Annotated in this window: 32 protein-coding genes; 19 read left to right on the top strand and 13 right to left on the bottom strand. The window is 62.2% G+C overall.

Features of this window, described 5'->3' with window-relative positions; translation table 11 throughout:
- Positions 1-79: 79 nt before the first annotated feature.
- Positions 80-1,693 carry a hypothetical protein gene (locus tag BM348_RS17685; protein ID WP_092906945.1) on the bottom strand — a complete coding sequence of 538 codons (1,614 nt, stop codon included), beginning with the start codon at positions 1,691-1,693 and terminating at the stop codon, positions 80-82.
- A gap of 287 nt (positions 1,694-1,980) precedes the next feature.
- A complete protein-coding gene (udk, locus tag BM348_RS17680) occupies positions 1,981-2,685 on the bottom strand; it encodes a uridine kinase (RefSeq protein ID WP_092906943.1) in 705 nt (234 codons plus the stop codon).
- 205 nt (positions 2,686-2,890) lie between these two features.
- Here udk and BM348_RS17675 point away from each other — a divergent pair, with 205 nt between their 5' ends.
- From BM348_RS17675 to BM348_RS17665, 3 genes are all read left to right on the top strand, one after another.
- Entirely contained in the window at positions 2,891-3,700 is an 810-nt protein-coding gene (locus tag BM348_RS17675; RefSeq protein ID WP_092906941.1) for a helix-turn-helix transcriptional regulator, read from the top strand.
- Between the two features lie 205 nt (positions 3,701-3,905).
- Positions 3,906-4,118 (top strand): hypothetical protein, encoded by a 213-nt coding sequence (locus tag BM348_RS17670; protein WP_092906939.1) that lies wholly within the window; start codon positions 3,906-3,908, stop codon positions 4,116-4,118.
- 38 nt (positions 4,119-4,156) lie between these two features.
- A complete protein-coding gene (locus BM348_RS17665; protein WP_092906937.1) occupies positions 4,157-4,696 on the top strand; it encodes a hypothetical protein in 540 nt (179 codons plus the stop codon).
- Between the two features lie 137 nt (positions 4,697-4,833).
- On the opposite strand, the gene BM348_RS17660 is transcribed toward BM348_RS17665, so the two are convergent.
- Positions 4,834-5,754: a hypothetical protein gene (locus BM348_RS17660; protein ID WP_092906935.1), complete on the bottom strand. Its 921-nt coding sequence runs from the start codon at positions 5,752-5,754 to the stop codon at positions 4,834-4,836.
- A gap of 105 nt (positions 5,755-5,859) precedes the next feature.
- Here BM348_RS17660 and BM348_RS17655 point away from each other — a divergent pair, with 105 nt between their 5' ends.
- Positions 5,860-6,255, top strand: coding sequence for a CopG family ribbon-helix-helix protein (locus BM348_RS17655; protein WP_092906933.1), 396 nt, complete (start codon positions 5,860-5,862; stop codon positions 6,253-6,255).
- Positions 6,256-6,274: 19 nt separating this feature from the next.
- Here BM348_RS17655 and BM348_RS17650 read toward each other — a convergent pair whose 3' ends face one another.
- From BM348_RS17650 to BM348_RS17635, 4 genes are all read right to left on the bottom strand, one after another.
- A complete protein-coding gene (locus BM348_RS17650; protein ID WP_092906931.1) occupies positions 6,275-6,559 on the bottom strand; it encodes a type II toxin-antitoxin system RelE family toxin in 285 nt (94 codons plus the stop codon).
- A complete protein-coding gene (locus BM348_RS17645; RefSeq protein WP_092906929.1) occupies positions 6,552-6,836 on the bottom strand; it encodes a ribbon-helix-helix domain-containing protein in 285 nt (94 codons plus the stop codon). The genes BM348_RS17650 and BM348_RS17645 overlap by 8 nt, the downstream gene beginning before the upstream one ends.
- 103 nt (positions 6,837-6,939) lie before the next feature.
- Positions 6,940-7,254 carry a chorismate mutase gene (locus BM348_RS17640; RefSeq protein WP_092906927.1) on the bottom strand — a complete coding sequence of 105 codons (315 nt, stop codon included), beginning with the start codon at positions 7,252-7,254 and terminating at the stop codon, positions 6,940-6,942.
- A 17-nt stretch (positions 7,255-7,271) separates the two neighbouring features.
- A complete protein-coding gene (locus tag BM348_RS17635; RefSeq protein WP_092906925.1) occupies positions 7,272-8,144 on the bottom strand; it encodes a shikimate kinase in 873 nt (290 codons plus the stop codon).
- Positions 8,145-8,294: 150 nt separating this feature from the next.
- Between BM348_RS17635 and BM348_RS17630 the strand changes: the two genes are divergently transcribed.
- Positions 8,295-8,726 carry a DUF5796 family protein gene (locus BM348_RS17630; protein WP_092906923.1) on the top strand — a complete coding sequence of 144 codons (432 nt, stop codon included), beginning with the start codon at positions 8,295-8,297 and terminating at the stop codon, positions 8,724-8,726.
- Positions 8,726-8,971, top strand: a complete 246-nt coding sequence (locus tag BM348_RS17625; protein ID WP_092906921.1) for a DUF7508 domain-containing protein — start codon at positions 8,726-8,728, stop codon at positions 8,969-8,971. Before BM348_RS17630 ends, BM348_RS17625 begins: the two co-directional genes overlap by 1 nt.
- A gap of 69 nt (positions 8,972-9,040) precedes the next feature.
- Here BM348_RS17625 and BM348_RS22250 read toward each other — a convergent pair whose 3' ends face one another.
- Positions 9,041-9,175: a DUF7128 family protein gene (locus BM348_RS22250; RefSeq protein WP_281244711.1), complete on the bottom strand. Its 135-nt coding sequence runs from the start codon at positions 9,173-9,175 to the stop codon at positions 9,041-9,043.
- 166 nt (positions 9,176-9,341) lie between these two features.
- Here BM348_RS22250 and BM348_RS17620 point away from each other — a divergent pair, with 166 nt between their 5' ends.
- A complete protein-coding gene (locus BM348_RS17620) occupies positions 9,342-11,525 on the top strand; it encodes a CDC48 family AAA ATPase (RefSeq protein ID WP_092906919.1) in 2,184 nt (727 codons plus the stop codon).
- A 102-nt stretch (positions 11,526-11,627) separates the two neighbouring features.
- Here BM348_RS17620 and BM348_RS17615 read toward each other — a convergent pair whose 3' ends face one another.
- Complete coding sequence (locus BM348_RS17615) at positions 11,628-12,332, bottom strand: protein sorting system archaetidylserine decarboxylase (RefSeq protein WP_092906917.1); 705 nt, start codon at positions 12,330-12,332, stop codon at positions 11,628-11,630.
- 235 nt (positions 12,333-12,567) lie between these two features.
- Here BM348_RS17615 and BM348_RS17610 point away from each other — a divergent pair, with 235 nt between their 5' ends.
- From BM348_RS17610 to BM348_RS17600, 4 genes are all read left to right on the top strand, one after another.
- Entirely contained in the window at positions 12,568-13,167 is a 600-nt protein-coding gene (locus BM348_RS17610; protein WP_092906915.1) for a metal-dependent hydrolase, read from the top strand.
- 363 nt (positions 13,168-13,530) lie between these two features.
- Positions 13,531-14,088, top strand: a complete 558-nt coding sequence (locus BM348_RS17605; RefSeq protein ID WP_092906913.1) for a sugar O-acetyltransferase — start codon at positions 13,531-13,533, stop codon at positions 14,086-14,088.
- A 112-nt stretch (positions 14,089-14,200) separates the two neighbouring features.
- On the top strand, positions 14,201-14,362 hold the full coding sequence (locus BM348_RS21510) for a hypothetical protein (protein WP_175507240.1): 162 nt from the start codon (positions 14,201-14,203) through the stop codon (positions 14,360-14,362).
- A gap of 122 nt (positions 14,363-14,484) precedes the next feature.
- The gene (locus BM348_RS17600) at positions 14,485-16,764 is read left to right on the top strand and encodes a cation:proton antiporter domain-containing protein (RefSeq protein WP_092906911.1); all 2,280 of its coding nucleotides are present in this window, start codon (positions 14,485-14,487) and stop codon (positions 16,762-16,764) included.
- 148 nt (positions 16,765-16,912) lie between these two features.
- Here the strand turns inward: BM348_RS17600 and BM348_RS17595 are convergent, their stop codons facing one another.
- Positions 16,913-17,554, bottom strand: a complete 642-nt coding sequence (locus tag BM348_RS17595; RefSeq protein WP_092906909.1) for a class I SAM-dependent methyltransferase — start codon at positions 17,552-17,554, stop codon at positions 16,913-16,915.
- Between the two features lie 369 nt (positions 17,555-17,923).
- Between BM348_RS17595 and BM348_RS17585 the strand changes: the two genes are divergently transcribed.
- From BM348_RS17585 to BM348_RS21505, 3 genes are all read left to right on the top strand, one after another.
- A complete protein-coding gene (locus BM348_RS17585; RefSeq protein WP_139231230.1) occupies positions 17,924-18,493 on the top strand; it encodes a hypothetical protein in 570 nt (189 codons plus the stop codon).
- Positions 18,494-18,539: 46 nt separating this feature from the next.
- Positions 18,540-18,860, top strand: a complete 321-nt coding sequence (locus tag BM348_RS17580) for a DUF3784 domain-containing protein (RefSeq protein ID WP_092906903.1) — start codon at positions 18,540-18,542, stop codon at positions 18,858-18,860.
- Positions 18,861-19,034: 174 nt separating this feature from the next.
- Positions 19,035-19,211 (top strand): hypothetical protein, encoded by a 177-nt coding sequence (locus BM348_RS21505; RefSeq protein WP_175507225.1) that lies wholly within the window; start codon positions 19,035-19,037, stop codon positions 19,209-19,211.
- Positions 19,212-19,308: 97 nt separating this feature from the next.
- On the opposite strand, the gene BM348_RS17575 is transcribed toward BM348_RS21505, so the two are convergent.
- Complete coding sequence (locus BM348_RS17575; RefSeq protein ID WP_092906901.1) at positions 19,309-19,896, bottom strand: DsrE/DsrF/DrsH-like family protein; 588 nt, start codon at positions 19,894-19,896, stop codon at positions 19,309-19,311.
- Complete coding sequence (locus BM348_RS17570; protein ID WP_092906899.1) at positions 19,896-20,141, bottom strand: sulfurtransferase TusA family protein; 246 nt, start codon at positions 20,139-20,141, stop codon at positions 19,896-19,898. The genes BM348_RS17575 and BM348_RS17570 overlap by 1 nt, the downstream gene beginning before the upstream one ends.
- Positions 20,142-20,390: 249 nt before the next feature.
- On the opposite strand from BM348_RS17570, the gene BM348_RS17565 reads away from it, so the two are divergent.
- From BM348_RS17565 to BM348_RS17545, 5 genes are all read left to right on the top strand, one after another.
- Positions 20,391-21,584 (top strand): MBL fold metallo-hydrolase, encoded by a 1,194-nt coding sequence (locus BM348_RS17565; RefSeq protein ID WP_092906897.1) that lies wholly within the window; start codon positions 20,391-20,393, stop codon positions 21,582-21,584.
- Positions 21,585-21,603: 19 nt separating this feature from the next.
- Positions 21,604-22,101 (top strand): YeeE/YedE family protein, encoded by a 498-nt coding sequence (locus BM348_RS17560; protein WP_092906895.1) that lies wholly within the window; start codon positions 21,604-21,606, stop codon positions 22,099-22,101.
- Between the two features lies 1 nt (position 22,102).
- Positions 22,103-22,564, top strand: coding sequence for a DUF6691 family protein (locus BM348_RS17555; RefSeq protein ID WP_092906893.1), 462 nt, complete (start codon positions 22,103-22,105; stop codon positions 22,562-22,564).
- 38 nt (positions 22,565-22,602) lie between these two features.
- On the top strand, positions 22,603-23,775 hold the full coding sequence (locus tag BM348_RS17550) for an inorganic phosphate transporter (protein WP_092906892.1): 1,173 nt from the start codon (positions 22,603-22,605) through the stop codon (positions 23,773-23,775).
- A gap of 127 nt (positions 23,776-23,902) precedes the next feature.
- Positions 23,903-24,310 carry a helix-turn-helix domain-containing protein gene (locus tag BM348_RS17545; RefSeq protein WP_092906890.1) on the top strand — a complete coding sequence of 136 codons (408 nt, stop codon included), beginning with the start codon at positions 23,903-23,905 and terminating at the stop codon, positions 24,308-24,310.
- Between the two features lie 317 nt (positions 24,311-24,627).
- Here the strand turns inward: BM348_RS17545 and BM348_RS17540 are convergent, their stop codons facing one another.
- Entirely contained in the window at positions 24,628-26,481 is a 1,854-nt protein-coding gene (locus tag BM348_RS17540; protein WP_092906888.1) for a multicopper oxidase family protein, read from the bottom strand.
- Positions 26,482-26,636 lie beyond the last annotated feature (155 nt).

Here is a 26,636-nt window from a genome sequence, read left to right as displayed (position 1 = left end):
TCCGGTGATCCTCCGATGACGCTCGTCTGCCCTCCGTCTGACGCTTTTGCCGAGTTTTTCATTTCGATACTGCAACTCGTCACTGGCCCAGTGAGTCGATGTCGAGGTGGCCGAGCACGTCGTCGAAACACGCACTCAGGTTCGGGTTCCGTATTTCGTCGTCGCCGAGGCCGGGAACCGCGATGCCGTCGGACGTGAACAGTTCGACGGAGGTCAGGGCGGCGGTGGTCGGATCGACGTCGAACTCGGCTACGACGTCGATAAGTCTGTTTCCGTCGACGCCACCGATCGGTTCGACGATATTTCCGACCTGGCCGTCGCCGGGGTCGAACGTGACGCGAGCGATAACGTCCGTATAATCTCCGTCGATTCGAACGCGCTGGCAATCGAGGAACTCGGCCGGTCCGTCGTTCGACGGCGTCTCGGGTCGGTCGGTCCCGCTCCCGACCGAGACGGTCCGCGCCCAGGCTGCGGGTGCTCCGTCTTCGATTCGCCTTCCCGCGGCGACTACCTCGCGTCCGTATCCGCGCGAGAGCGCGGTGACGACACCCGGATCGTCGGTCTCGAAGTCCGTTCGATCGGCCGTTCCCACCCACCCGTTTCCGTCTCGAGCGCCGCCCGCGACGACGCCCGAGGGCGTCCGCAGCGCACAGAAAAGCGGCTGGTTCTCGAGCACCTCGAGCCACCGCCGTTCGCCGGCGTCCGTGTACCCCGCGACGAAACCGTCACCCGTGACGGCGGGATCGGTGAGTATCGACCGTCCGAACCGATCGAACTCGCCGGTCGTTCCGACGACAACGAAATCGTACCCGTCGACGTCGCTGGGCGCGATATCGTAGACGATCGTCGGTTCGCCCGCCTCGAGTGCGAACCGCTCGTCCCAGCGCTGGTTCAGGTCCGCGTCGAGGCCGACGATCCAGCCCTCTGCTGGCGCATCCGGTTCGGGTTCGTACGAACCGGCGACGGCGTACCCGCCGGGGGCCGGCGTAATCGCCTGAAACACGTCGGACCGGGTCGTCGTCTCGAGATCACGGTCGGTCGCCGGGACTCTCGTGTAGTCGGCGACCGAGCCGTCTCCCTCGAGGTCCACCAGCCACCCGGCGCTTCCGAGCGAGATACCGGGCGATTCGGTCCCACAGCAGAGAAAGCCGTCGGCGGTCTCGACGCCGTCGGTCAGGTAGCTGAACGCGGACGCGTCCTCGAGGTCGCCGAGCGAGCGCTCGCTTCGGACAGTGCCGTCCTCGTCGACCTCGTAGACACGAGTAACGTAAACCGCGGCGCTGTCGAAGTAAGTCCACCCGATCAACAGATAGCCGTCGCCGGTCTCGAACGCCAGGGTCAGCCAATCCTCGGGGATCGGTCCGATTTGGGGCTCCATCGCTCGAGCCTCTCGTTGTGGCGTCGACTGGTACGTACGATTCCACCGCTCCTCGACGTCCGTCGAAAGCGCCGTTGCGAGTCCTCGCGTTTCGAATACGTCCGGAACGTCGGTGCCGCCGACGACCAGATAGCCGTCATCGATTCGAAGGACGTCCTCGTACAGACTGCTCGGCGGCCTCGCGTATTCCCACTCGGTTCCACCGGTTGTAGTGACGTTCGACTCCCCGCCGCCCAGCGCGGATCCGGGTATCGACGAGAGACCCGCCGTGGTCGCCGCGGCCGCGAGAAACCGCCGTCGGTCGTACCCTACCATACGAGCCCTCTCCGTCACTCGGCGTATCAATCATTTGTTAGAAATCCCTGACGGTCACGAGTAGCATCGTACTACTCCCGGTGAGTGTCGAACGACCGTGTCAGTTCGAATCCATCGAGTGACAGCCGCCGTGATCTATTTTCGTCCGTGAGGACGACTCAGCCTACCGCCGACAGTGTCTGCCTACAGTCGCGCTACCGATGTCCTAAACGACCGGACGCTGGTGTAGAGACCGATTCATCGGGCCGCCTTGGATCCACCCGAGCGTCTCCGATCCAACGGTCCGACTAGTCCGACCGATCTGATTCGGTCCCGACCGTCGACGAACGGCCCTCGAGAGAGTCGAACGAACCGCGCTCGGTCACGTCAGTCGAGTCCGTCCCGAGTTCGGCCTGGACTTTTTCGGTGAGCAGATCGACAGCGACCCGATTCGCCCCCTCGGGAATGATGACGTCGGCGTCAGATTTCGTCGGTTCGACGAACTGCTCGTGCATCGGCTTGACGGTGCCGAGATACCGGTCGATGACGCCCTCGAGATCGCGTCCGCGTTCGATGACGTCGCGCTGAATCCGCCGGAGAATGCGCACGTCCGCGTCGGTCATGACGTAGACGCGCAAGTCGAGCATTTCGAGTATCCGCTCGTCGTACAGCGAGAGGATCCCCTCGAGTACCATCACGTCAGTCGGCTCGACCGTCACCGTCTCGTCCTTGCGGTTGTGCACGCCGAAATCGTACTGGGGCATCTCGACCGCCTGCCCCCTCGAGAGCGAATCGAGGTGGTCACACAGGAGGTCCCACTCGAACGCGGAGGGGTGGTCGTAGTTGACCGACTCTCGCTCCTCGTACTCGAGATGAGAGAGGTCCTTGTAGTAGTTATCGAGCGGAATCCGCGTCACCGCTTCGCCGACGGCGTCGGCGAGTTCGCGCGAGACCGTCGTCTTGCCGGCTCCGGTCCCACCGGCGATGGCGACCATGTACGAGGGAATGCTCATCGGGCTAATCTTACGTTCGGTCGCTAAGAAACCCGTGAAACCGCTTCAGGATTCGTCAGTTACTGTTCTCACAGTGGCCTTCTGACGAGAGGGGAGGAGCCGCCCGAGCTATCGAACATCGATTCGAACTTCGAACGACGACTCGTCATCTGTTAGTAATCGCGGAAGAACCAACAACTATGCTCTTCGAGTGTGTACTATTACCATGCTATTTAGAACCACCAGCGACCCGCTCGAGGACATCGAATTCCTCGTCCGGTCGAAGCATCGGGTGGCCGTCCTCGATGCGTTGACCGAAAGCCCAGCGACCCGGGAAGACCTTCGAGCCGAGACGGCGGCGTCGCCGTCGACGATCAGCCGGACGGTACGCGCGTTCGAAGAACGAAACTGGATCAGCAGAAACGGCGATCGGTACGAAGCGACGCAACTGGGTGCGTTCGTCGCGACCGGAATGCGAGACCTGATCGACCGCCTCGAGACCGAGCGAACGCTTCGGGACGTCTGGCAGTGGTTTCCGAGCGATGCGGGCGGGTTTACCGTCGAGATGGTCGCCGATGCGACTGTGACGGTCGCCGAATCCGACGCCCCGTACGCACCGGTCAATCGATTCCTGTCGCTACTCCGGGAAACGGATCAGTTTCGCTTCGTCGGCGCCGATATCGCCCTACTCGAGCCCTGTAAGGACGAGCTTCGCCAACAGATCGTAAGCGGAATGCAGACGTCGATCATCGACCCGCCGAGCGTCGCCGAATACATCCTCTCGACGTACCGAGACCACTGCTCGCCGGCCCTCGAGCGGCGGAATTTCACCGTCAAGCTACACGACGATCTACCGCCCTACGGGGTCAGCCTCTTCGACGACCGAATCGCCGTTAGCTGCTACGACCCGGACAGCGGAATGGTTCGAGCGATACTCGATACGGACGACCCCGTCGCGCGAGACTGGGCGGAGTCGATCTTCGAGTCCTATCACGACGAGGCTCGGCCGCTCGCGCTCGAGGGGACCGAAGCCTAACCGGGATCGCGCGGTCACAACGGGTTTCCCCGCAGTTTCCGCTTTCGGTGCGCTCGTTTCGTTGTCGACGACCAGATGCAAGGGCTGCACGATACCCACCGCCTGCACGGCACCTAACGTCTGCACGAAACGCACTAGTCGCACGAAATTCACTAGATGCCTACATCACCACGCTCGCTGTACCTCCACTTGGAGGGGACTGACAATGCCAGACGACACCCTGACCGAAGAACAGCAGACAGCGTTACAAGTAGCGTGCGACACCGAGGTCTCGGGCTGTCTTTTCCTCATGCGGACCGAGGAAAACGACAGAGACCGACTCCTCGAGATCACCCGCGATCACGTCCGATACCAGCACGGAAAAGACTACAGCCTCGAGGAGATCGAGGAACAACACGTAACCGAAGTCGAGGTCTGACTCGACGGACGAACGCCAATACAAGGGAAAGCCGAACTATGAGCGTCGATCGAGCAACCGTCGAACAGCACGAAACTGACTACGAACTCGGCCGCGGCGGACGAAGCGGATCTGTACTGATGGCGCTGGCGGGTATCGCATTCGTCGGGTACGGGATGGTGTTCCTCGCCAGAACGTTCTTCGGCACCGGGTTCGAACTCGGCGTCGCGACCTTGAACGGAGTCACTCCCGCGGATCTCAACGCGATCGATCCGGCGGTTATGCACTACATCAACCACCTCCACGTCGCGACCGCGGCGTTCATCATCACCACCGGGATCGCCATCGCGGCGCTGTCGTGGTACGGTGTTCGCACCGGTCAGCTGTGGGCGTGGGCCACTGCGGTCGTGGGCGCCGTGGTCGGCCTCGGACTCGCACTCCCGATGCACTATATGGAGCTCTTCACGTACAGTTGGACGTCCCACCTTGGCCCAATCTATCTCGCAACGATCGTCTTCGTCGTGGGCGCTATTCTCGCCTACCAGGGGATGCGAACCAGCAATCGAGCTTTCGGGCCCGACGAGAATCCCGGAGAGTAACCCCCGGGTTTCTCCGCCGGCCTGCTATCGGCGGTCAATCCCACGGGACTGCGTCGTATCTTCGAAAGAGCACAGAGGCGCTACCTGTCGCCGGACCGCCTGTTACTGGATCGTTTCTATGTAAAAAAGACGATGGGTCAGAAAAGCCCGATAATAAACCCGACTCCCATAACAACGAGGACGGCGGCGGAGAACACCGGGAGATACGGCGTGTACTGCTCGACTTTCTCCTCGGAGTGCTGGTAGCCCGCGATCAACAGCATCGTCAGTCCGACGATACCCAGGATCACGGTGAGCGCGTATGCGCTCATCAACTCAAGACAGTGATTCGATCCGGCACAAAGCGCGATAATTTCGAACTCCTCCTCGTGGGCAAACCCGAGAACGAACGCGAACCAGGCGATACCGAGAAGTCCCCGGTCGGCGGTCTCACTGGGATCATCGTGTGAATGCGAGTGCCCGCCGACGAACGGAACGAACCCCTTCAGACGCGAAAGTACGCCGTTATCATCGTGATCGTGCGGATTGCTGTGGATGCGATCATGCGAATGAGCCTCCTCATGCGCATTGCTGTGGCTTTCCTCGAGTACATGGCCGTGATGCTCCTCCGAGTCGTGACGATGAGTATCCGAATCGTGTTCGTGTTCGTGTTCGTTCGGGTCTCCGTGGTGGTTCTGACCGGAGTCTTGGTCATCGTCGTGACCGCCGTGAGAGTGTCCGTGGAAGTACTCACGGACGCCGAGCGCGATCAGCAAGATACCGGCCACGAGACTGACTGGGCCGCCGATATGGATGCCACTGGCTATCGTAATCGGCTCGTTGACCTGTGTGAGTTCGAAATAGCTCTTCGCGTAGAAGAACACGCCGACCATCGCGATGCTGCTCACGAGGTGGCCGACGCCAATGATGAAACTCGCCGCAAATCCGTACACCCACTTGTTAGTCTGGTCGAGCGCATAGGAGGCGGCAACGGGCCACCCGTGGCCCGGTTCGATACCGTGAACGGCACCCAGTGCGACCGCCCCGAGGAGAAGGCCGAACGAGTCTCCATGAAACATCTATACGAGTAGGTATCCGACGATGCGAGGATAACGGTTGTTACTACCGTATCGGGGGAATCGTAATACAGGCGGGCCGTCTGAACCCAAGCGGAGAGTACACGTATGCGAACGAGCTTCAACATCCCCGATGACGTCGTCGAAGAGTTCGATCAGGTCTGGCAAGAACAGGAGTTAGAAAACAGGTCACGGGCGGTCAGGGAAGCGATGCTCGAGTACATCGAATCCCACTCCCGCCTCGAGGACACCAGCGGTGACGTCGTTTCCCTCCTCGCCTTCGATTATCGCCACCACGAGGTAATTCGAGAACTACACGCCGTCCAGCACCGGTATCAGGACGTCATCCTCAACACCAGTCACACCCACCAGGGTGAGTGGTGTCTCGAGTCGCTGTTCTGTCGGGGGTCGGCCGAGCGAGTTCGCGAATTGACCTACCAACTTCGTGACTTCGACGGTGTTCGGCGGGTGAAGGTGATGGTGATTAGAGGGAGTACGGAGTGAGTATTTTCGGCAAAGCTACTCAATCGTCGTCAGCGGTATACGCGCCACCGCGGCGTTTGATGCGCGCGACGATCATTCGATACTCGTTTCGGTGGAACGTTACCGCAAGGCGGAATTCACCAATGCGAACTTTCCGGCGTGGGCTGTTCTGGAGCGGTTCGCCATAGTCTGGCGGATCGCGCCACGGGGAATCGATGATTTCGTCGAGTTTGTCGATGATTCGCTGTTGCTCGTTCGAGTTGAGCGTACTGAGGTCGTCTTGTGCTTTCGACGCTAGTTCCCACGTCCACTCGTCGTCACTCATTCGCCCCGTCAGTGCCGAATCGTTCGCGTGCTTCTTCGGCACTCATCGTTCGTTGTTCACGAACGTCCTCTTCGGCTTGGAGGAGTGCAACGAGTTCGTCGCGGTCGAACGTAGGATGTTCGATGGCATCGCGTAGGGTATACCGAATAAATTCGCTCCGGCTGTTGAATCCTCGTCCCTGCCACGTGTCTTCGATTTCGTCGAGAAACGACCGTGTGACTTTGAAGTTCACCGTGACAATCTCGTCATCGCCGTTGTTTGTGGCCGCTTCAGACATACGGTCGTATTACGTGCGTGTTACTGTAGGTGTTTCGCCGTCCGACCGCTGAAGCTATCGACGAGAAGAAACAGCAATACATACGTGAACTCAGTGTTGTTTGCTACCGATTCTCGCGCTGGTGAACCTTGTTCAGTTCGATCAGCATTCGAAACGTCGCCTTCACGAGGTTCGGATCGAGATCGAACTGCGCCGCGTTTTCCCCCGCTCGTTCCATGACCTGTTCTTCCTGTTTCTCGTCGGTCGTCGGTAGGTCCCGTTCGTCTTTGACCGCGGCGATGGTGTCCGCGACGTACGTCCGCTGGGCGATCAGTTCGACCAGTTCCTGGTCGATCGTACGGATCTCCTCGCGTAGCTCTTCGAGATCCATCTCCTCCGGCGTTCGATTCTCCCCGTTTGACGGTGATTCCTCGGTCATAGATAGTCCTGAGTATGTTACAGCGTTCGTGTTCCGTCGGTTCGTGTCCGCAACAGTCGCGTCGATCCGTCCCGTCGGTCCCAGCGGTCGCGAACCCCCTCGAGCTGTTCTCTATCGCCGATCGCGACGAAGCTCGAGCCGGTGCCCGACAGCGAGACGCCCGCGACGTCCGGGAGGACGTCCAGCATCGGACCGGTGGAGAATCCGAGCGCGCCACAAAAGGCGAAGCCGTTGACGGTCATCGCCTCGCCGTACCGACCGTCGAGAGCGAGTTCGGCGACGAGATCCGCCATCGGCGCGATGCGTTCGCAATCGGAGATGTCCGCGTCCGCGCTGAACGCCTGCTCCGGCGGCGTGTAGACCAGCGCGTGCCAGTCGACGCTCTCGTGAGCGAGCAGTTCGTCGGTGGTGTTGTCGGTGATCGTCACGCCGCCGAGCATGCTCGCGCTTGCGTCGTCGAACGCGCCCGTTGCAGTCACGCCGGCGTCTCGAGCGGCCTGCACGCCGAGGCGGCAGGCGTCGACGCGCTCGACGGCGTCGTCGATTTCGAGGGCGTCGAGGGTCGCCACAACGGTCGCGTTGGCCGCGGCGCTCGAACTCTTGAGCCCGGCCGCCATCGGGATCTCGCTCTCGGTGCGAACGCGCGCGCCCACCGTTTCGGCGTCGAGACCCGCGTCCTCGGCGTATCGCTCGAGGACGCGTTCGGCACAGTATTCGATGAGCGTCGTGTCCGCGTCGGGCCGATCGTCGATCTCGGCATCGATCTCGCCGTCGTCGGTCAGATCGACCGTCGCTGTCGTCTCGAGGTCGATAGCGAAGGCTGACCCGGTCCTGGTCGCGAGCGCGTTCAGCACCGTTCCTGCAGCGGGGGAGACAGCACGGCCGTCCATATCTATCACCATTCAGAGCGACTATTTACCGCTGGCGGTCGACGCCGTTGTGACCGGTGTGGTCAACCGTGCGGTCCTCGAGAAATACCGAGGTGAGCCGCGCGACGCGAGAGCGGTTCGTTTTTGCAAGTTCATCACGTCAGTCCGGGCATGAGCATGCGAAACAACGTTCCCCCCAGCACGCTCGAGGTCGATCTGGTCGACGGCGGTATCGTCGTCCACTACCTCGACGGGCGCGAGGCGTTCTATCACGGGCCGCCAGAGGCTGTCGAGGAGTCGATCACGACGCCGCCGGGAAAGGAGGTCCACGTGCTGGTCACCGACCCCGATGGTATCGAGGGCGTGATGACCTACGTCAACGATCGCAACACTCACGACGACATTCTCGAAACGACCGGCGTCGGGCGGGTCATGCTCGAGGGAACCGACGAGGAGGAGCTGTTTCCCGGCGTCCGGGTTTCGACGGAGGCGTACTCGATCCGCGTCGATGCCGAGCCGTCTCTCGTCGACGGTCGGGTGTTCGTCTTCGCCGAGGACGAGATGAGCGAACACGCATACGAACTCGTCGAAGGGGGAGAGTAATGCCCCTTCGAAAGCAGTGGCACGATCTCGATCGGCGAACCGTCGGCCGGGTCCCGGACCGACCGGGCGTCTACGAACTCGGTGACGCGGACGGCACGGTTCGTCAGATCGGCACCGGCATCCTGCGGGACGAACTCAAGACGGCGCTCGCATACGGCGACGGGGAGCGCGTTCGATGGACGGCGACGCAGACTCGAGCGCAAGCCGAAGAACTGGCTGCCGAACACCGGGACCGCCTCGAGTAGGCGGGGAGTTGCCAACGTGGCGGCCGAAGCCGGCGTTCGAAGCCGACCGTCATGAGCCGCGCTGGACCGTCACTGAATGTAGGACGGATCGTCTCCGTCGCACTGGGCTTCGTGTTCGGTTGCTTCGGACTCATCGGTAAAGAGCAGCCCACAGGTCTCACACTCGTACCAGGTGGCGTTATCGCGCTCAGTCTCGACGACCATGGATCGTCTAGGGGTGTCACACCCCAAAGGCGTTTCTCTGGCACAGTGGGTTCGAAGGGGAACGGTGCGGTGAGACGACGTTCAGAGTGGCAAGCCAAGTCGAGCACGGGGAGATCCAAAGCGGCCCAGGACAATTCTCAAGACCGTACGGCTGAAACGATGGGGTATGAGTGAGTCGGATTCCGTGCAGGTCAGCCTGACCGTTCGGGCCGCCGAGAAACGGGATGCGGGACGCGGCGTCGCCCGAATCCCGGAAATCGCCCGTCGGAAACTTGGTGTGCTAAGCGGTGACACCGTCGTGATCGACGGCGAGCAGACGACGATCGCCAAGATGTGGCCTGCCGATCCGTCGATCCCGGAAACGGTGATCCAGATCGACGGCGACACGCGGGCCAACGCGGGCGTTCACGTGGGCGATACGGTGGTCGTTCGGGCGAAAGACACCGCCGCGATCAGGCAGGCAGAACGTGTCACCCTCGGCGCGCCGTCGGAACTTGCCGAGGCCGAATCGCAGCTAGCAGAGCGGGTCGCGACCCAGAAACTTCGCAACCGACCGATTCGATCCGGAGAGCAGATCCGCATCGAAGGTGTCGCGCCCGAGCCGTTTACCGTGCTCGATACGGATCCTGACGGTGACGTTCGCATCACGAGTTCGACGTCGATCGACGTCGCCCAGGCGGATCCGACGGCGAGCGAGCCCGCCACTAGTCAATCGTCCGCGTCAGAACAGACAAGCGATCCCGACGCCGAACCGGAGACGCCCTCGGGCGTGACCTACGAGGATATCGGCGGCCTCGACGAGGAACTCGAGCTCGTCCGCGAGATGATCGAGCTCCCGCTCTCGGAGCCGGACCTCTTCCAGCGCCTCGGCGTCGAACCGCCCTCCGGCGTGTTGCTCTACGGACCGCCCGGCACGGGCAAGACGCTGATCGCTCGAGCGGTGGCAAACGAGGTCGACGCCAACTTCGAGACCGTCTCTGGCCCGGAGATCATGTCGAAGTACAAGGGCGAATCCGAAGAACAGCTTCGGGAGACCTTCGAGGCCGCTCGAGAGAACTCGCCGACGATCATCTTCTTCGACGAGATCGACTCTATCGCCGGCACGCGGGACGACGACGGCGACGCCGAAAACAGGATCGTCGGGCAGTTGCTGACGCTGATGGACGGCCTCGACGCCCGCGGCGAGGTGATCGTCATCGGGGCGACGAACCGCGTGGACTCGATCGATCCGGCGCTCAGACGCGGCGGCCGATTCGACCGGGAGATTCAGATCGGCGTTCCCGACGAGGAGGGCCGCAAGGAGATTTTACAGGTCCACACCCGCGGCATGCCGTTGGCCGACGACGTTCGAATCGACAAGATAGCGGCTCGAACGCACGGATTCGTCGGCGCGGATCTGGACGCGGTAGCCAGCGAGGCGGCCATGGCCGCAATTCGAGGCAGGCCGACCGACGCCGACGGTCGCACGGCGTGGAATCAGGACCCGAAGGTGACCAGATCCCACTTCGACGCGGCGCTCGCGTCCGTCGAGCCCTCGGCGATGCGCGAGTACGTCGCAGAATCGCCGACGACCGACTTCACGGACGTCGGCGGACTCGAGGACGCAAAGCGAACGCTGCGCGAGTCGGTCGAGTGGCCGTTGACGTACGAACGGCTCTTCGAGGAGACCAACACTGATCCGCCCTCCGGCGTCTTGCTCCACGGCCCGCCCGGAACCGGGAAGACCCTCCTCGCGCGAGCGCTCGCGGGCGAAACCGACGTTAACTTCGTTCGCGTCGACGGCCCGGAGATCGTCGATCGGTACGTCGGCGAGTCGGAGAAGGCCATTCGAAAGGTGTTCGAACGCGCACGGCAGGCCGCTCCGTCGATCGTCTTCTTCGATGAGATCGACGCCATCGCAGGGACTCGAGGCGAGAGCCACGAGGTCACCGAACGCGTCGTCTCACAGCTCCTGACGGAACTCGACGGGATGAGCGAGAATCCGAACCTCGTCGTCCTCGCCGCGACCAACCGCCGGGACTTCATCGATCCGGCGTTGCTCCGACCCGGCCGACTCGACACGCACGTACTTGTCCCCGAACCAGACACCGAGGCTCGGCGCAAGATCCTCGAGGTCCACACCCGCGGCAAGCCCTTCGCCGACGACGTGGACATCGACGCCTTCGCGGACGAACTCGAGGGGCACACGGGTGCGGACCTCGAGGCGCTGGTTCGCGACGCTTCGATGAAGGCCATCCGAGAGGTAGCCACGGAGTACGGCCCAGAAGAAGCCAACGAACGTGCGGGCGACGTCGTCATCGAACGCGCGCATCTCGAGGCGGCGCGGGACGCACTCGAGGACAACCGGTAAACTCGAGAACGACCGGGCGGACCGCCGGTCGCGCTCGGTAATCGGCCGCGCTCCGATAGCTGACTGCGTCGATAATCGATCGCGTTACGGTCTTCCATCGCGCTACGGCTCGTCGGTCGCTCCCGCCAATCCGGTTTCGTCCGCCGTCGGCGGTGCGTCCAGGATGACGGTTTCGCCCGCTGTCGTCGATTGGCCCGGTTCGACGGCGATATCGTCGCCCGAGACGCCGGTCGGGAACAGCACGTCGACGCGGCTACCGAACGCGATGTGGCCGATTCGCTGCCCGCGCTCGAGTCGATCGCCCGCTTCGACGTAGGGGTGAATCCGTCTGGCGAACGCGCCGGCGACGAAGGTGACGGTCGCGGTGGGCGCTTGCGAGTTGGGATCGGAGACGACGTCGGCTTGGTCGGGGACGACGGCAGCCGGGTCCTCGAGCTCGAGCGTGACGTGGACCCGTTCGTTCCGATCGGAGTCCTTCGAGAACGCCGGCCTGTTCGCGCCGTCGACGTGTTCGACGTCCACCACCGTGGCGTCGAACGGCGACCGGACGACGTGGACGTGCCAGACGTTCATGAAGATCCCGAGGCGAGTGCGGTCGCCCTCGGTTCGCAGGACGGAGACGTTCCCATCGGCCGGGGCGACGGTGCCGGATACCGGCGGCGTTCGGTCGGGGTCGCGAAAGAACGCGAGCGTTGCGACGCCGAGTGCGAGCGAGACGACGCTCGCGGTGGCGCTGATCAGAACCGCGAAGGGGGCGACCACGAGCGGCCAGATCGCGTACTTCCAGGCACCGGGCGCGAACTTCATGCGAAGACGGACGCGGCCGAGTCGTTTGGCCGTTTCGGACTCGAGAGAGACCGAGCGAATCGAATGCAGCGGGGGTATCGAGACGGCGGCGTACCCGATTCCGTCTCGGAAATCTTTTTGCCGACTGGACCCTCCGTTCTACCAATGGGTCCCCCGACAGCGTCGGTCACTGTCGCAGTGCGGCGTCGCACGCCCGCGATAACTACCGTAGTCCTCTCCCCGGTGAGTTCCTAATATGTGGCCGTGGGAGCACGCGATCGTCGGGTACGTCGCCTACTCGTTGTTCTGTCACGCCTACTATCGGAGCGCGCCCGGCGGTCTCGAGGCCTTCGCCGTCGTGTTCGCGTCGGTCCTCCCGGATCTCATCGACAAACCCCTGTCCTGGCAGTTCGGAATCTTCGACTCGGGGTACGCGATCGGCCACTCGATTTTCTTCGTCATCCCGGTGGCGACCGCGGTCGGGCTCGTCGCCAGATCCTACGACCGAACACACGTCGGAGCCGCGTTCGGGGTAGTCTATCTGCTTCACCTCCCCTCTGACATCCTCGATCGGGTCGTCCGCGGCGGGTACTTCGTTCCCGAAATCGCCTTTTGGCCAGTCGCCACCGTCGCCGGATACGAACGGGACATCGCGTTCTTCGAGTACTTCTTTCACCTGCTGGGCGGATACACCTACGAACTTCTCTCCGGATCGCCGTCGCCGTACCTCCTCTTCCAACTTAGCCTGGGAGCGTTCGCCGCGTTGTTGTGGCTCTACGACGGCGCTCCCGTGGCTCGAGAGTTCCTTTCGGGACTCAAGCAGGTACTGGTGCGGACGGCTCGAGAAGTTTCTTGAAACCGCGCGTTAGTGCCCGAGGAGACGCAGAATAACGCCGATAACGATCCCTGAGAGACCTACGAGCACTCCGATCCCTGGAATCGGGATCGGTATGAGTCCGATACCAAAGAGTATCGCGAGACCGATTACGATCGTCGACAGTCTGACCATATTACACCTCTCTCGATCCCCGAGGTAGCTGTTGGGCTTGCCTGTGCATCCTGTCTTTCCAGTCGGCACCTGACGATCGGTTTCGACGGCACTCGAGCGTTCGGCGGTCGACCGTCTGTGGTGTATGCTGTCGGTTCGTGAATCTCGTGGCTAATCCCCGGACATGGCGATAACGGAACCCGTATTAGGCTAGCTGGTGCTCGTCGAAGTATGCCGACCGAACGAGAGAAGATGATCGCCGGGGATCGCTACGACCCCGACGATCCCCAGCTGGTCGCCGACCGCCGGGCCGCGCGAGATCGCCTCGCCCTGTTCAATCGCACGCCGGTCTCCGACGAGCGACGACGCGCCGACATCGTGAGCGACCTGTTCGGGTCGGTCGGAGACGGCGTCTATCTCGAGCCGCCGTTTCGCTGTGACTACGGCTACAACGTCCACGTCGGTGAGGACTTCTATACGAACTTTGACTGCGTGATTCTGGACGCCGCACCGGTCGAATTCGGGGACGACTGCATGCTCGCGCCCGGCGTCCACGTGTACACGGCGACCCACCCGCTCGAGGCGGCCGAACGGACAGCCGGCCTCGAGTACGCCAAGCCGGTTACCGTCGGCGATGCGGTCTGGATCGGGGGCCGAGCGGTGCTCAATCCCGGGGTAACCGTCGGAGACGGCGCGGTGATCGGATCGGGGGCGGTCGTCACCGAGGACGTTCCGGCCAACGTCGTGGTTCAGGGCAACCCCGCGGAGGTCGTTCGCGAACTCGAGTGAGCCGCGCCAGCGCGACTGCGGGATTGACTGCCGAGACGGCGAAAAAACGAGCCCACTGAGAATTGTGGCCAAACACCAGTAGATTTTTAGTCATTTTCTGGTGACTATCACTATGGATTCGACGAAACAGGGAATTCTCGGACTACAACTGACCGTCGTCGGATTGGTCGTGGTCACGTACTTCGACGGAATGTCGTCGCTGTCGCTCGGCGGGTTGTTTCTCGCACTTGTCGGCACGGTCGTCACCATAACGGCCGTGGCGAATCCACCGTAAGCACCGACGTCTATCGGGTAGGCGAGGAAAACATTCTGACCGGTGTCTGTCATGGATTCCGTACAGGGGAATGTGTATAGTGGGAGCGGAGGGTAGGATTCGAAAACCGCTGGTCGGACGATATGGAACTCATCGAACCGCTCGGACACCACGAACTGTTCCTCGTCATCCTCCAGTTGACCGTCCTGCTGTTCGTCGCGCGCGTCCTCGGCGAAGCCTTCAGTTCGATCGGACAGCCGGCGGTCGTCGGCGAACTCCTGGCCGGCGTCGTTCTCGGCCCGTCGCTTTTGGGCGTCGTCGTCCCGGGCGCCTACGAGTCGCTGTTCGTGGTCTCCGAGAGCCAGTTTCACCTCCTCGAGATCATCTCCTGGCTCGGGCTCATCATGTTGCTTCTCGTCACTGGATTCGAAACCGACATCGACCTCGTCATCAGCAAAGGGCGGACGGCGCTGTTGCTCTCGCTGGGGGGAATCCTCGTCCCGTTCGTGACCGGCTTCGCTCTCGGGTGGTTTCTCCCCTCGGAGTTCATCGTCTCCGCGGACGACCGGCTCGTCTTCAGTCTCTTCGTCGCCACCGCGATGAGCATCTCCGCGATTCCGGTGATCGCGAAGATCCTCCTCGAGTTGGACGTGATCCGGCGCGATATCGGACAGTTGATCCTCGCGGCGGGAATGGTCGACGATACGATCGGCTGGATTCTGCTGGCCACCGTCGCCGGCCTCGCTCGAACGGGCGTCGCGGATCTCGACTCGGCGGCGGTGACGATCGTTTCGGTGCTCGCGTTTCTCGGCGCCGCGTTCACGATCGGACGGCGAATCATCGCGGACACGATCAGATGGGTCGACAACGTCATCGGCGGCGATATCGCGATGATATCGACGGTGATGCTCTTTACACTCGCCGCGGGTGCGCTCACCCAGTACATGGGTCTCGAGGCGATACTCGGCGCGTTCGTCGTCGGCGTGCTGGCCGGTCAGGTGAAGCGGTTCTCCTACCGGGTCAGGCACGTCTTCGAGGCCGTGACTCTCGCCATCTTCGCGCCGCTTTTCTTCGCCATCGCTGGCCTCCGAATGGACGTCACCGTCCTGGCGGACCCGCTCGTGTTCGGCGTCGGACTCGTCGTTCTCTCTGTCGCCTGCATCGGCAAGTTCGGCGGCATCGTGAGCGTCTCGGGACTGGCCGGCCTCTCGAAGTGGGAAGGGATCACCATCGGCGGCGGCATGAACGCCCGCGGCGCGATGGAGATCATCGTCGCCACGATCGGCCTCGGACTCGGAATCCTGACGACGAGCATGTACAGCATCATCGTCGTGGTTGCGATCGTCACTTCGTTGATGGCGCCGGCGATCATGCGCTGGTCGATCCCGAAGATCGAAATGGGCGAGGCCGAACGCAAGCGTATCGAGCGCGAGCGGTACCTCCAGGACAGCTTCGTCAACAACCTCGATCGCGTTCTGTTGCCGACTCGAGGCACCGCCGATACGCAGTACGCGGCCCGACTGCTCAGTCCATTGTTCCGGAACCTCCAGACCGATCTGGACCTCCTCTGTATCACGCCATCGACCGAGACGAGAGGGTCCAGCGGAGGCGTTCGTGACCGGATCAGACGATTCGTTACCCGACTCGGGGATCGCCGGGGGGACGGGTCCGATCGGAACCGAGTGAATCGGAAGGGTCATCCAGACTCGGACGAGACCGAGCGGGTCTTTTCCCGTATCGAGCAGCAACTGGGAACGCTCTCGGGAGAGACGCGGCGTCTCGTCAGAGAAACCGACGGGAGCGCCGCCGAATCGATCCTCGAGACCGCCGCGGGGGGCTACGATCTGGTTGTGCTCGGCGAGCGAACGCTCGAGGGCTCGACGGACGCGTCGCTTTTCAGCCCGACGGTCGATCGCGTCGTTCAGGAGACCCCGTGTCCCGCGATGGTCGTCAGCGCGTCCGGCGTTGACGGTCGAGAGCCAACGAAGATGGACGAGCCGATCGAACGAATTCTGTTACCGACGATCGGGACGCAGGCGAGCCGTCACGCCGCGGAGATCGCATTTACGATCGCGCTCGAGGAGCGAGCGCTCGTCGAGGTCGTCCACGTGGTCACGAGCCACCGGTCAGACGATCGGTTCGTCGCCCGAACACCGCCGCCCCAGGAGGTGGAGATCGGCGAGCGGATCGTCGACCGCGAAGCCGAACTCGGCCGACAGCTCGGAGCGAACGTCGTCACGACCGTGCTGTTCTCTGACTCCCCCGGCGAGGAACTCGTCGGGATCGCGGACCGGACCGACGCGGACGCCGTGATAATGGGATCGAACAAACGACCGATGACCCGACGGGCGTTTTTCGGCCCGAACGTTGAGGACGTTCTGACGAACGCGCCCTGTCCGGTCGTCGTTCTCAGTTCCCCCTGAGCGTGACCGTACGTTTTCGGATGCTATCGATAAGTGAGTGTTCTTATCGCCTATCGATGTCCACCGGGCCTGTGTGGTGGTCAGAGCATCGGATGAACACAGACATGCCACCATCTGCAAACGGAGCCAGGAGACGGGTCGTTCACCCTCACGATTCCCAACGCGCAACGACGAGTTCAACCGGGACAACGAGTGCCCACTCGACCTGGGTCTGCAGGATCTCGAAGCCGGCTTCAGCGAGGACGGCACTGACATCGAACGGACGACTGTCGACTAGCCTCGGAAAAGCTTCGTTGAGTCGCGTGTAGAGCGGCGAGATGATACTGCTCGCTGTCGCGGAGGGGCTGATGACACAAATTCGACCGCCGGGCTCGAGTACGCGACGGATTTCCTCGAGGACAGTTGCCCGGTGGTCGGCTTCGAACAGCTCGAGTGTGAAGCTTACGAGAACGACATCGAACCTGTCGGAGTCGAACGGCAACGCCAGTGCATCTCCACAGATAACCGCGAACGCATCCGCCTCGTCGAGTCGATCCTGTGCGAGATGGCACATCTGCTCTGCGACGTCGATCCCGACGACTCGCCCCCTAGACTCGACAGCGTTCTGCAATGTGGCAATCTCTCGGCCGGTCCCGCAGCCCACAGCGAGAACGTGGTCGTCGGGAGCCACGCGAAGGCTGTCGATTCCGCGTCGCCGAAGCGGACCCTGAAAGGGATCGATGAGGGTGTCGTAATACCTGCTGAGCGTGTTATACCACGCTTTGCTGTGGCGCGTCTGCTCTCGTGTCATTTTCCGGGCTGTTCTTTCGATTCGCGAGAGAACAAATAGAAGAGATAAACGAGACCGAATAGTAGTCCTCCACTAATCAGTCCGACTACGAGGAGGACGAGCACGATGAGGGTAGTGGGGACGGCAATGTTGGTAATCGGAAGCGTCGTTACCGAGCGGGGATCGACAATGGTTGACATTAGTTGAAAATTCTTTCTTACTATACTTATATATTTGTTATTTTACCAGGCCTGCCTACCGTAGGATGGATAAGAGAGGCCGCGGTAGCATGTATTTAAGGCGTTTTGTCCACTATGCGTGAGGGGTTTCTGTGGCGCACAATTGAAGAGAAGTCAATGAGTTAAACATACTGTCCACCGACTCTCAAGCATGCCCTCGTCTACCCCACACTTCGCGCTTGTGAGCGACGAACTCTCTCTTGCCGTCGCTGCGGTTCTCTCAATCGTGATCGGCGTTGTCCCGACCCTCGTCTCCGCTTGCCACTCCTCCGCCGGTCGCTGGCGTCCAATTGCGGCCGGCACGGTGTATGCAGTCGGAGTTCTCGCGGTCTGGACAGCGACCCGGTACGGTATCGAGGGCTCTCTCCCGATCGAACCCGGTATCGTCCCGATCGGCGCGGTCTTCCTCGCCACTTTCCTTGCCCTGTGTCTGAACGCGGTCATTCCCGCATACGCGTATCAACGGGAACGCCTCCGCGTTCCGCTGGTGTGGTTATTCGTGTCCACGACGGCGCTCCTATCGGCGTTTCTTACCGTCCCAAACCAGTCGGGCGCGATCACGTACGCTATCGCTCCAGTTCCGATGACGCTCGTTACCGAGGTCGACCCGCTGTTCGTGTCCGTTGAACTGATTCCAGTTCACATCGTCGGGTTGATCGTCGCCGGTCTCGGTGAGCGTGCGATACGAGCGTCGATGGATCGATTCATGCTGCCCGTCTGATCTGCACGTGACCATATTTATATATTAGGATGACATATGTTGAGGTATGATCGACGCCATACTCGAATCGCCAGGGGCGTTGCTCGCCGGACTCGCGGTGCTCGTCCTCGGTTATCTTATCAAGTACCAGGAATGGACGTTCCTCATCGCCGGATACGACGAAACGACCGACGTGCCACGATCCGTCGCAGCGGACATCGTCGGCTCGCTCGCGATCCGCATCGGAATCGCGACGGCCCTGTTCGGCGTCCTCGCCGCTGTCGTCTCGGTGCCGGAAGCCATCGCGGCCGCGTTCTTCGCGATCGTCGTGTTCGGTGTCGCTCGAGCGATCTACCGCCTGCAGACCTACCAGCCGACACCAGCCTAAGCGCGGCTTTCACGTGTCGATTTCATTTGTCGGTTTGCGGGGCTTCTCGAGTGGGGATCATTCGAAGAGCGTGGCACAGAGGACTAATCCCACTCGAACGTCTCGATACCGTCCGAGACGGTCCGCACCGAGTCGACTAACACATTTACTGTTCTTGAAAACGAACGAACTGTCGTGACCGCCAACAAGAACGGAGACGAAGAGCAGCCCAAAATTGGTCTCGGTATCGCTGTCGGCGTCGGTCTCGGCGCTGCGATCGGTGTGGTGGTGGACAATCTCGCGCTGGGGACCGGAATCGGAGTAAGTCTCGGTGTTGCCCTCGGTATTGTGTGGAGCAATACCGATAGCTGATGGGACGAACAGTTTACAGACGAGTGGGTCTCGAGTCAATATTCGATTCGAGAAATCGCCAACGCTTTTTCCGCCGTCACCCCCTATCCGCCGGTGTTCAGACGAGCAATTGGACGTCTGAGTCGGCCATGTGCTGTAACGCGGTCGCGGCTCCGACGCCGGTCGTAACGCCGTCGTAGAAGTCGTCCTCGTCGTAGTCCATCAGATCGATCGTCATCTGGCAGGCCTGCAGGTCGACGCCGCTCTCGAGGGAGACGTCGATCAGCTCCTCGATGGTTGCCGTTCCGTTCTCGTCGATTCTCTTCTGCATCATCCGCGTCGCCATCGCGTCCATGCCGGGTAACGCGGCGACGGCGTTGGGAACCGGCATGTTCGGGTTACCCACGGCGCTCAGCTTGAGATCCTTCGATTTCTCCTCGTGGAGGATGTCCAGTCCCCAGAACGTGTGGAACACGACGACGTCCCAGCCGAACGCGGCCGCCGTGCTCGCGAGGATCAGCGGCGGGTACGCCATATCGAAGCTGCCCTGGGTGGCGACGATGGTCATCTTGTTCCCGTCGTCGCCGGTGTCGACCGCCGCCAGCGATTCCTCGAGTTCGTCGACGCGCTCGCGCAGCGCCTGCAACTCGGCAGCGTCGACCTCCCCGGCGCCTTCGACCGGCGTCGTTGAGTTGTCCGTGCTCATTATTCCGTCTTCTTCACGTAGTGGGTGTACAGGTCGTCGTCCTCGACCTGCTCGAGGAGTTCGACGCCGTCGGTGCCGTCTGCCCATCCTCGAATGTCGCTCATGCTGCCCGAATCCGTCGCGAGGACCTCGAGGACGTCGCCGGCCTCGAGGCCGTCGATCGTCTGCTTGGTCTTCACGATTGGCATTGGGCAGGACTGTCCTTTCACGTCCAGCGTTTCCGTGGCTTGGTATTCCGAACTCATGTTTGCTGTCTCCCGTATTGGGGTTGCCCTACAATACCGGCCTACAGCATAAAAGCCTATTGGTTATTGCACAATACAAGATATACTATTATCGCCAGCCACACGCACATACGCCCTATATGGAGTTCTAGAGGCCTATAGATACAGTAATAGTGGGTTCTGGTCGTAATCGTGGCTACACCATATTGTGTATAATAGGAATTACTATACAAATCCTTAAGTGCCAGCGCCCGATACTGGACGGTGTACATGAGCGATTTGGAACTTCCAACGCCAGCCGCCGAGGTGGAGACGGTAGCCCCGGAGCGGTTGCGAAACCGGATCGACGCGGGCGAGCGCGTCACCCTTCTCGACGCGCGGATGGAGTCCGACTACCGAGCGTGGCACATCGACGGCGAGAACGTGGAATCGATCAACGTGCCGTACTTCGAGTTCCTCGAAGAGGACGTCGATGAGAGCGTTCTTGCACAGATTCCAGATGATCGTGAAATCACGGTACTCTGTGCGAAAGGCGGTGCGAGCGAGTTCGTTGCGGGCGCGCTCGCCGAGTGCGGGTACGACGTCGATCACCTTGAGGACGGGATGAACGGCTGGGCGCGCATCTACGACCGCGTCGAAGTCGAACGCTACGAGGGGGCCGGGGACCTCTATCAGTACCAGCGGCCCTCGAGCGGCTGTCTCGCCTACCTCCTCGTCGACGGCGACGAGGCGGCGGTGATCGATCCGCTGCGGGCGTTCGCCGATCGCTATCTCGCCGACGCCGACGACCTCGGTGTGACAGTCGAATACGCGTTCGACACGCACGTTCACGCCGATCACATCTCGGGCGTTCGAACGCTGCTCGAGGAGGGCGTTACGGGGGTCATCCCCGATCCGGCGGCCGCCCGCGGGGTCACCTACGCGTCGGACGTATCCCACGCGAGCGACGGTGACGAGTTCGAAGTCGGCGACGCGGCGATCGAGGCCGTCTACACGCCCGGGCACACCTCGGGGATGACCTCCTACCTGATCGACGGCTCGCTGCTCGCGACCGGGGACGGCCTGTTCGTCGAGAGCGTCGCTCGCCCCGATCTCGAGGAGGGTGACGACGGCGCGCCCGAAGCGGCCGCACAGCTCTACGAGTCGCTCCAAGAGCGCGTGCTGGCCCTGCCCGAGGACACCCTCGTCGGCGGCGCACACGTCAGCGATTCTGCCGAACCCGCCGCCGACGGCACCTACACGGCATCGATCGGCGACCTCGAGGCGAGAATGGACGCCCTGTCGCTGGATGAAGACGAGTTCGTCGAGCTGGTCCTGTCGGACATGCCGCCGCGACCGGCCAACTACGAGGAGATCATCGCGACGAATCTCGGCCAGCGAGCGCCGGACGACGAGGAGGCGTTCGAACTCGAGCTCGGCCCGAACAACTGCGCGGCCAGCCAGGAATCACTCGCGGGTGACTAACGCCGTGACCGAGATCACAATGCTCGCCGAACTGGCAACCGTGGGGCAGATAGTGCCCGCCGAACCGTTCCCGAACGGCATCTCCCGGTACGCGATCGGAGGATTGCTCGTCGGGCTTGGTGCCGTCGTGATCTACCTCGGGACCGCAATCACAGCGGGAGCGAGCACGTTTCTCGAGTCGACGCTGTCGTACGTCTCGGATAAATCGCGATTCCAGCAGTATCGCGCCTCTCGAGACTGGCGCGTCGTCTTCACGATCGGGATCGTACTCGGGGCGGCGGTCTACGGCGTCGTCTGGCAGGGCGGTGCGTGGACGACCGACGTACAGCCCTGGCGACTGCTGATCGGCGGCGTGCTCGTGGGAATCGGGACGCGCGTCGGCAAGGGATGTACCTCGGGCCACGGCGTCTGCGGCGTCGGTTCGGCGTCGAAAACGTCCATCGTCGGCGTGATCACGTTCCTGAGCGTCGCGATCGCGACCGCACAACTCGTCCAGGTGATGGGGGTGAGTCCGTAAGATGGCCCGAAATCGCCATCCCCTGTTCATGCCCCTCGTGCTCGTCGGCGGCCTGATCTTCGGATTCGGGCTCGCTTACAGCCACATGGCCCGGCCGGAAGTCGTGTTGGATTTCCTCCAGTTCGAAGACTTCGGACTCGTGTTCGTCATGTTCGGCGCGGCCATCGTCTCCGGGATCGCGTTCGCAGTCATGTCCCGCGTTGGCGATACCGCGCCGCTGACGGGAGACACCTACGGGCGACGGCTGAAGTCGTTCGACCGGAACGTCCTGCTCGGCGGGGGGATATTCGGCGTCGGCTGGGGCCTGTCGGGGATCTGTCCCGGCGCTGCCTACGCCAGTCTCGGCGTCGGGAACGTCACCATCCTGTGGGCGCTCGTCGGCATGTTCGCCGGCGCGTACCTGCAAGGCGTCTGGCGGAGCGAATCCGCGCAGACCGGTCCGGCGACGAACCGAGCGGACTAGCTAGTGGTCGAATCGATCGGATCAATCGATCAGTACTCATGGAACTCACAACGCTACTGCTGTTTGCCGCTGCCGGGGTCGCGAGCCTGTTCATGGCCTGGGTGATCGGAGCCGGCTCGAGCGGCGCGACTCCCTTCGCACCGGCCGTCGGCGCGAACGCCATCTCGACGATGCGCGCGGCCTTTCTCGTCGGGATCTTCGGCTTCGCCGGGGCGGTGACCCAGGGGACGAGCGTCTCGGAAACCGTCGGAAGCGGACTCGTCCAAGGCGTCTCCCTGCCGACGATCGCCGTCATCGTCGTGCTCGGACTCGGTGCCGGACTGATGGCGATCGGCATCTACACGGGGTATCCGATCGCGACCGCGTTCACCGTTACCGGCGCGGTGATCGGCGTGGGATTCGCCCTCGGCGGCGCTCCCGTCTGGGGGAAGTACGTCGAGATCGGGCTGGTGTGGGTGCTCACGCCGTTCGTCGGCGGGGGTATCGCCTACGGGATCGCGAGCGTGCTTCCACGAGCGGACGTCCCGGAGGCGAAAAGCGTCCCGATACTTGCGGGCGTCGTCGGTATCGTCGTCGCGAACCTCGAGTTCGCGTTTCTCTCGTCGATCGGCGGAACGATCGCCGCCGGCGGCGCGGCGCTCGTTCCCGTCGACGGAGCGGGCGCGACGCTCGTGAGTTCGATCGCCCTCGGAGCCGTCGCCGCGGCGGTCGTCCACTGGGATATCGGCCGTGATCAGGCCGGCGGGCTCCGCCGATTCCTGCTCTCGCTCGGCGCGCTCGTGGCGTTCTCCGCGGGTGCGAGTCAGGTTGGACTCGCCGTCGGGCCGCTGTTCCCGCTGCTCGAGGCGGTGCCGATGGTGTCGTCGGTCGTCGTGTTGCTCGGCGGTGGAATCGGAATCCTCGTCGGCTCGTGGACAAGCGCACCCCGGATGATCAAGTCCCTCTCCCAGGAGTACGCGTCGCTCGGACCGCGCCGGTCGATCGCAACGCTCGTCCCGTCCTTTCTCATCGCCCAGAGTGCGGTTCTGCTGGGAGTGCCGGTCTCGTTCAACGAGATAATCGTCAGCGCGATCGTCGGCAGCGGGTTCGCGGTCACCGGCGGCGAGGGTATCAGCCCGCGGAAACTCGGGTTCACCGTGCTGGCGTGGATCGGGTCGTTCGGACTCGCGTTCGGTCTCGGGTACGGCTCGATGTGGCTGGTTGAACTCTGAGAGCTATGTCTACACTCAGCGTTTCCCGTAATCTCGTACCAGGTCCAGACACGACGATTGCTCAGTGAGATTGCGCAATATTCACACAACTCTTATATCGACACGTCCCCTACTCCGGGATAGTAACATGGCGAACTCGATGGCAGAACAACTCCAGCAGGACATGGAATGCGAGGGGCTGCTCGAGTGCATCCACGGACTCAAGCAACTCGACAAGGAGTGTTTCCGCGTGATGGTCGAGAGCGAGGAACCGCTCACGATCGACGAGATCGGCGAGCGAGTCGACCGCGAGCGATCGACCGCCTACCGGTCGATCCAGCGGCTCCTCCAGAGCGGCTTCATCCAAAAAGAGCAGATCAACTACGATCAGGGCGGTTACTACCACGTCTATCACCCCGCAGACCCGACCCAGATCGCAAACGACATGCAGCGCATGTTGAACGACTGGTACGCGAAGATGGGGCTGCTCATTCAGGAGTTCGAAGACAAGTACGAAAACGCCGGGCCCGAAGCGGAAGCGCCCGCCTCGAGTTAGCTGGACCGAGTGACGCGACAACAGCTCACGGATCGGTATGTGTTAACACCGAGATGGCGATTACGGTGGTAGCACGATTCGTTCTGACGAAATCGTACCAGTTGTCCGTAATCAAACAGGTGATTTTTTCGGATTTCTCTAGGCCTTACCGCCCGTGAACCCGAAGGGTTCGCTTGATCCCGAAAGACGAGTCTTTCGGACAACCCGAGGCACTCGGCCTGCTCCGCCTGTAGAACGGCAGCAATACCGTGTAGTATACGGCGCATCGATTGACCCACGATCCGTCAAACGAGACTCAACTTTCCGACTGAGGACGGCTACTGGTCGGTATCGGAGTCGGTGCCGCCCTCGTTCGTCGAGTCGGATCCGTCGTCGTCGCTCTCGACGACGGTGAACGGACGCATCATGTCGTGGTCCTCGTGCTCGAGCATGTGACAGTGCCACATATACTCGCCGGTCTGATCGGTGAACAGACCCTCGTACTCCCCGAAGTGGACGATGACGTGAACCACCTCGCCGGGATCGACGTTGACGACGTCGTTCCAGCCCAGTTCGTAGGGGGCGGGTTCCTCGAGTGCGTCCGGATCGACTTCGTCACCCGGTTCGTAGTCGCCGATACCCTCTCGGCCGAGCACCTGGAAGTGGACAAGGTGGAGGTGAACTGGATGCGACATCGCGGTCCGGTTGGCGATGCTCCAGATTTCGGTATCGCCGAGCGACGGTTCCTCGGTGACTTCGTCGGTGACCATGAGTCCCGAGGGGTCGTCCTCGTTTCCGAGCAGGTGGAGTTTCCGCCCGTAGTCGTCGGTCGCGCCGGCGTTGAGCGTCAGGTAGCGCTGGTTGTCGACGGAGTCGACCGGGATGTCCGGCACCCGTGCGAGCGACTCGGGCAGTTGCGCGGATTCGCCCGCAGTACCGTCGTCGCTCACCTCGATGGTCATGATCTCCGGCAGTGGGACGAGGTCGTCGTCCGGTGCGTTCGTTTCGCCGCGGTAGAGCGCGGGCGCGTCGTTGTGCAAGAGCAGTGTTTCGCCCGCGTACTCGCTGAAGTCGACGAGGACGTCGGCGCGCTGTCCGCCTGATAGCTCGAGCCGACCGTCGACTTCGACCGGTTCCGAGAAGAGTCCGCCGTCATTTCCGATCTGGACGAACGCCGGTCCGTCGCCGCCGGTTTCGCCGGACGATTCGTCGTACTCGCGGAGCGCGAGCGAGTAGTACCGGCTGTTCGCACCGTTGAGGAGGCGCAGCCGATACGTTCTGGGTTCGACGGAGAGACGTGGCCACGCTTTGCCGTTGACGACCGAGGTATCGCCGTAGAACTGCGGAACGATACTCGGATCGGGTTTCGAGTCGTCTCCGAGCGATTGTTCCTCCGAGATGGCGCTTGGGTAGAACAACGAGCCGTCCTCGTTGAAGCTTCGGTCTTGCAAGACGATCGGAATCTCGTACTCTCCGTCGGGCAGGTCGAGGGAGCGTTCGGTGTCGCTTCGAAGGAGGTAGAACCCCGCGAGTCCGGCGTAGACGTTCAACCGGGTGATACCCAGCGAGTGGTCGTGATACCACAGCGTCGAGGCCGGTTGCTCGTTCGCGTAGTAGTCGTCTTTCGATTCGAAGGCGGGCCCGGTCTCCTCGAAGTCTCGAGTGTACCACGCCTGTGCGTGACCGTCGCTCTCCGCTTCGACGTTCCCGCCATGAAGGTGGGTGACGGCTCGAATGCCCGGCAGGTCGTACGGGATCGTCTCGCTGTGGATCGACGTGTCAACGGGCAGGAGGTGCTCGTCCGGGAGGTCGTTTTCCCACCGAACGGAGATCGGTTCGCCTTGCTCGGCCTCGATCGTCGGCCCGGGGAACGACCCACCGTACCCCCAGACGGTCGTCTCCGGTAGGTCGGGGTGGAGTTTCTGCTCGAATTCGCCCATCGTGAGTTCGTAGTGTGGGTGTCCGTCTTTCGTCCCCGACGGCTCGGCGACGGCCGGTCTGGGAAGCTCGGTGACCCACTTCTCTAGGTCCGGAGACGAATGCGCCGTCATGGTCTCTGCGGTCTGGGTCGCCGCCGGATCTGTCGACTCACTAGCACACCCCGCTAGCACCGAGAAACCCGCCGCGCCGGAGGCTATGAGGAGCTTTCGGCGAGATACTCTCGAGACGAGTGGTTCTGTGGATCCTCTCATAGTACATGTGAGTGTACGAACGCTACCATATATACCCGGAAAGGCAATTCCTACCGGGTCGGAATTCGGTCAACGAATACGTATATGGGATCCAAAGCTCGACTACGCTACCGTCTCTCAGCCGCCTCTATCGCTCCTATTGATTTATCTACACG

The organism is Halostagnicola kamekurae, from assembly GCF_900116205.1.
GTDB classification, from domain to species: domain Archaea; phylum Halobacteriota; class Halobacteria; order Halobacteriales; family Natrialbaceae; genus Halostagnicola; species Halostagnicola kamekurae.
This window is presented reverse-complemented; position numbering and strand designations above follow the sequence as displayed.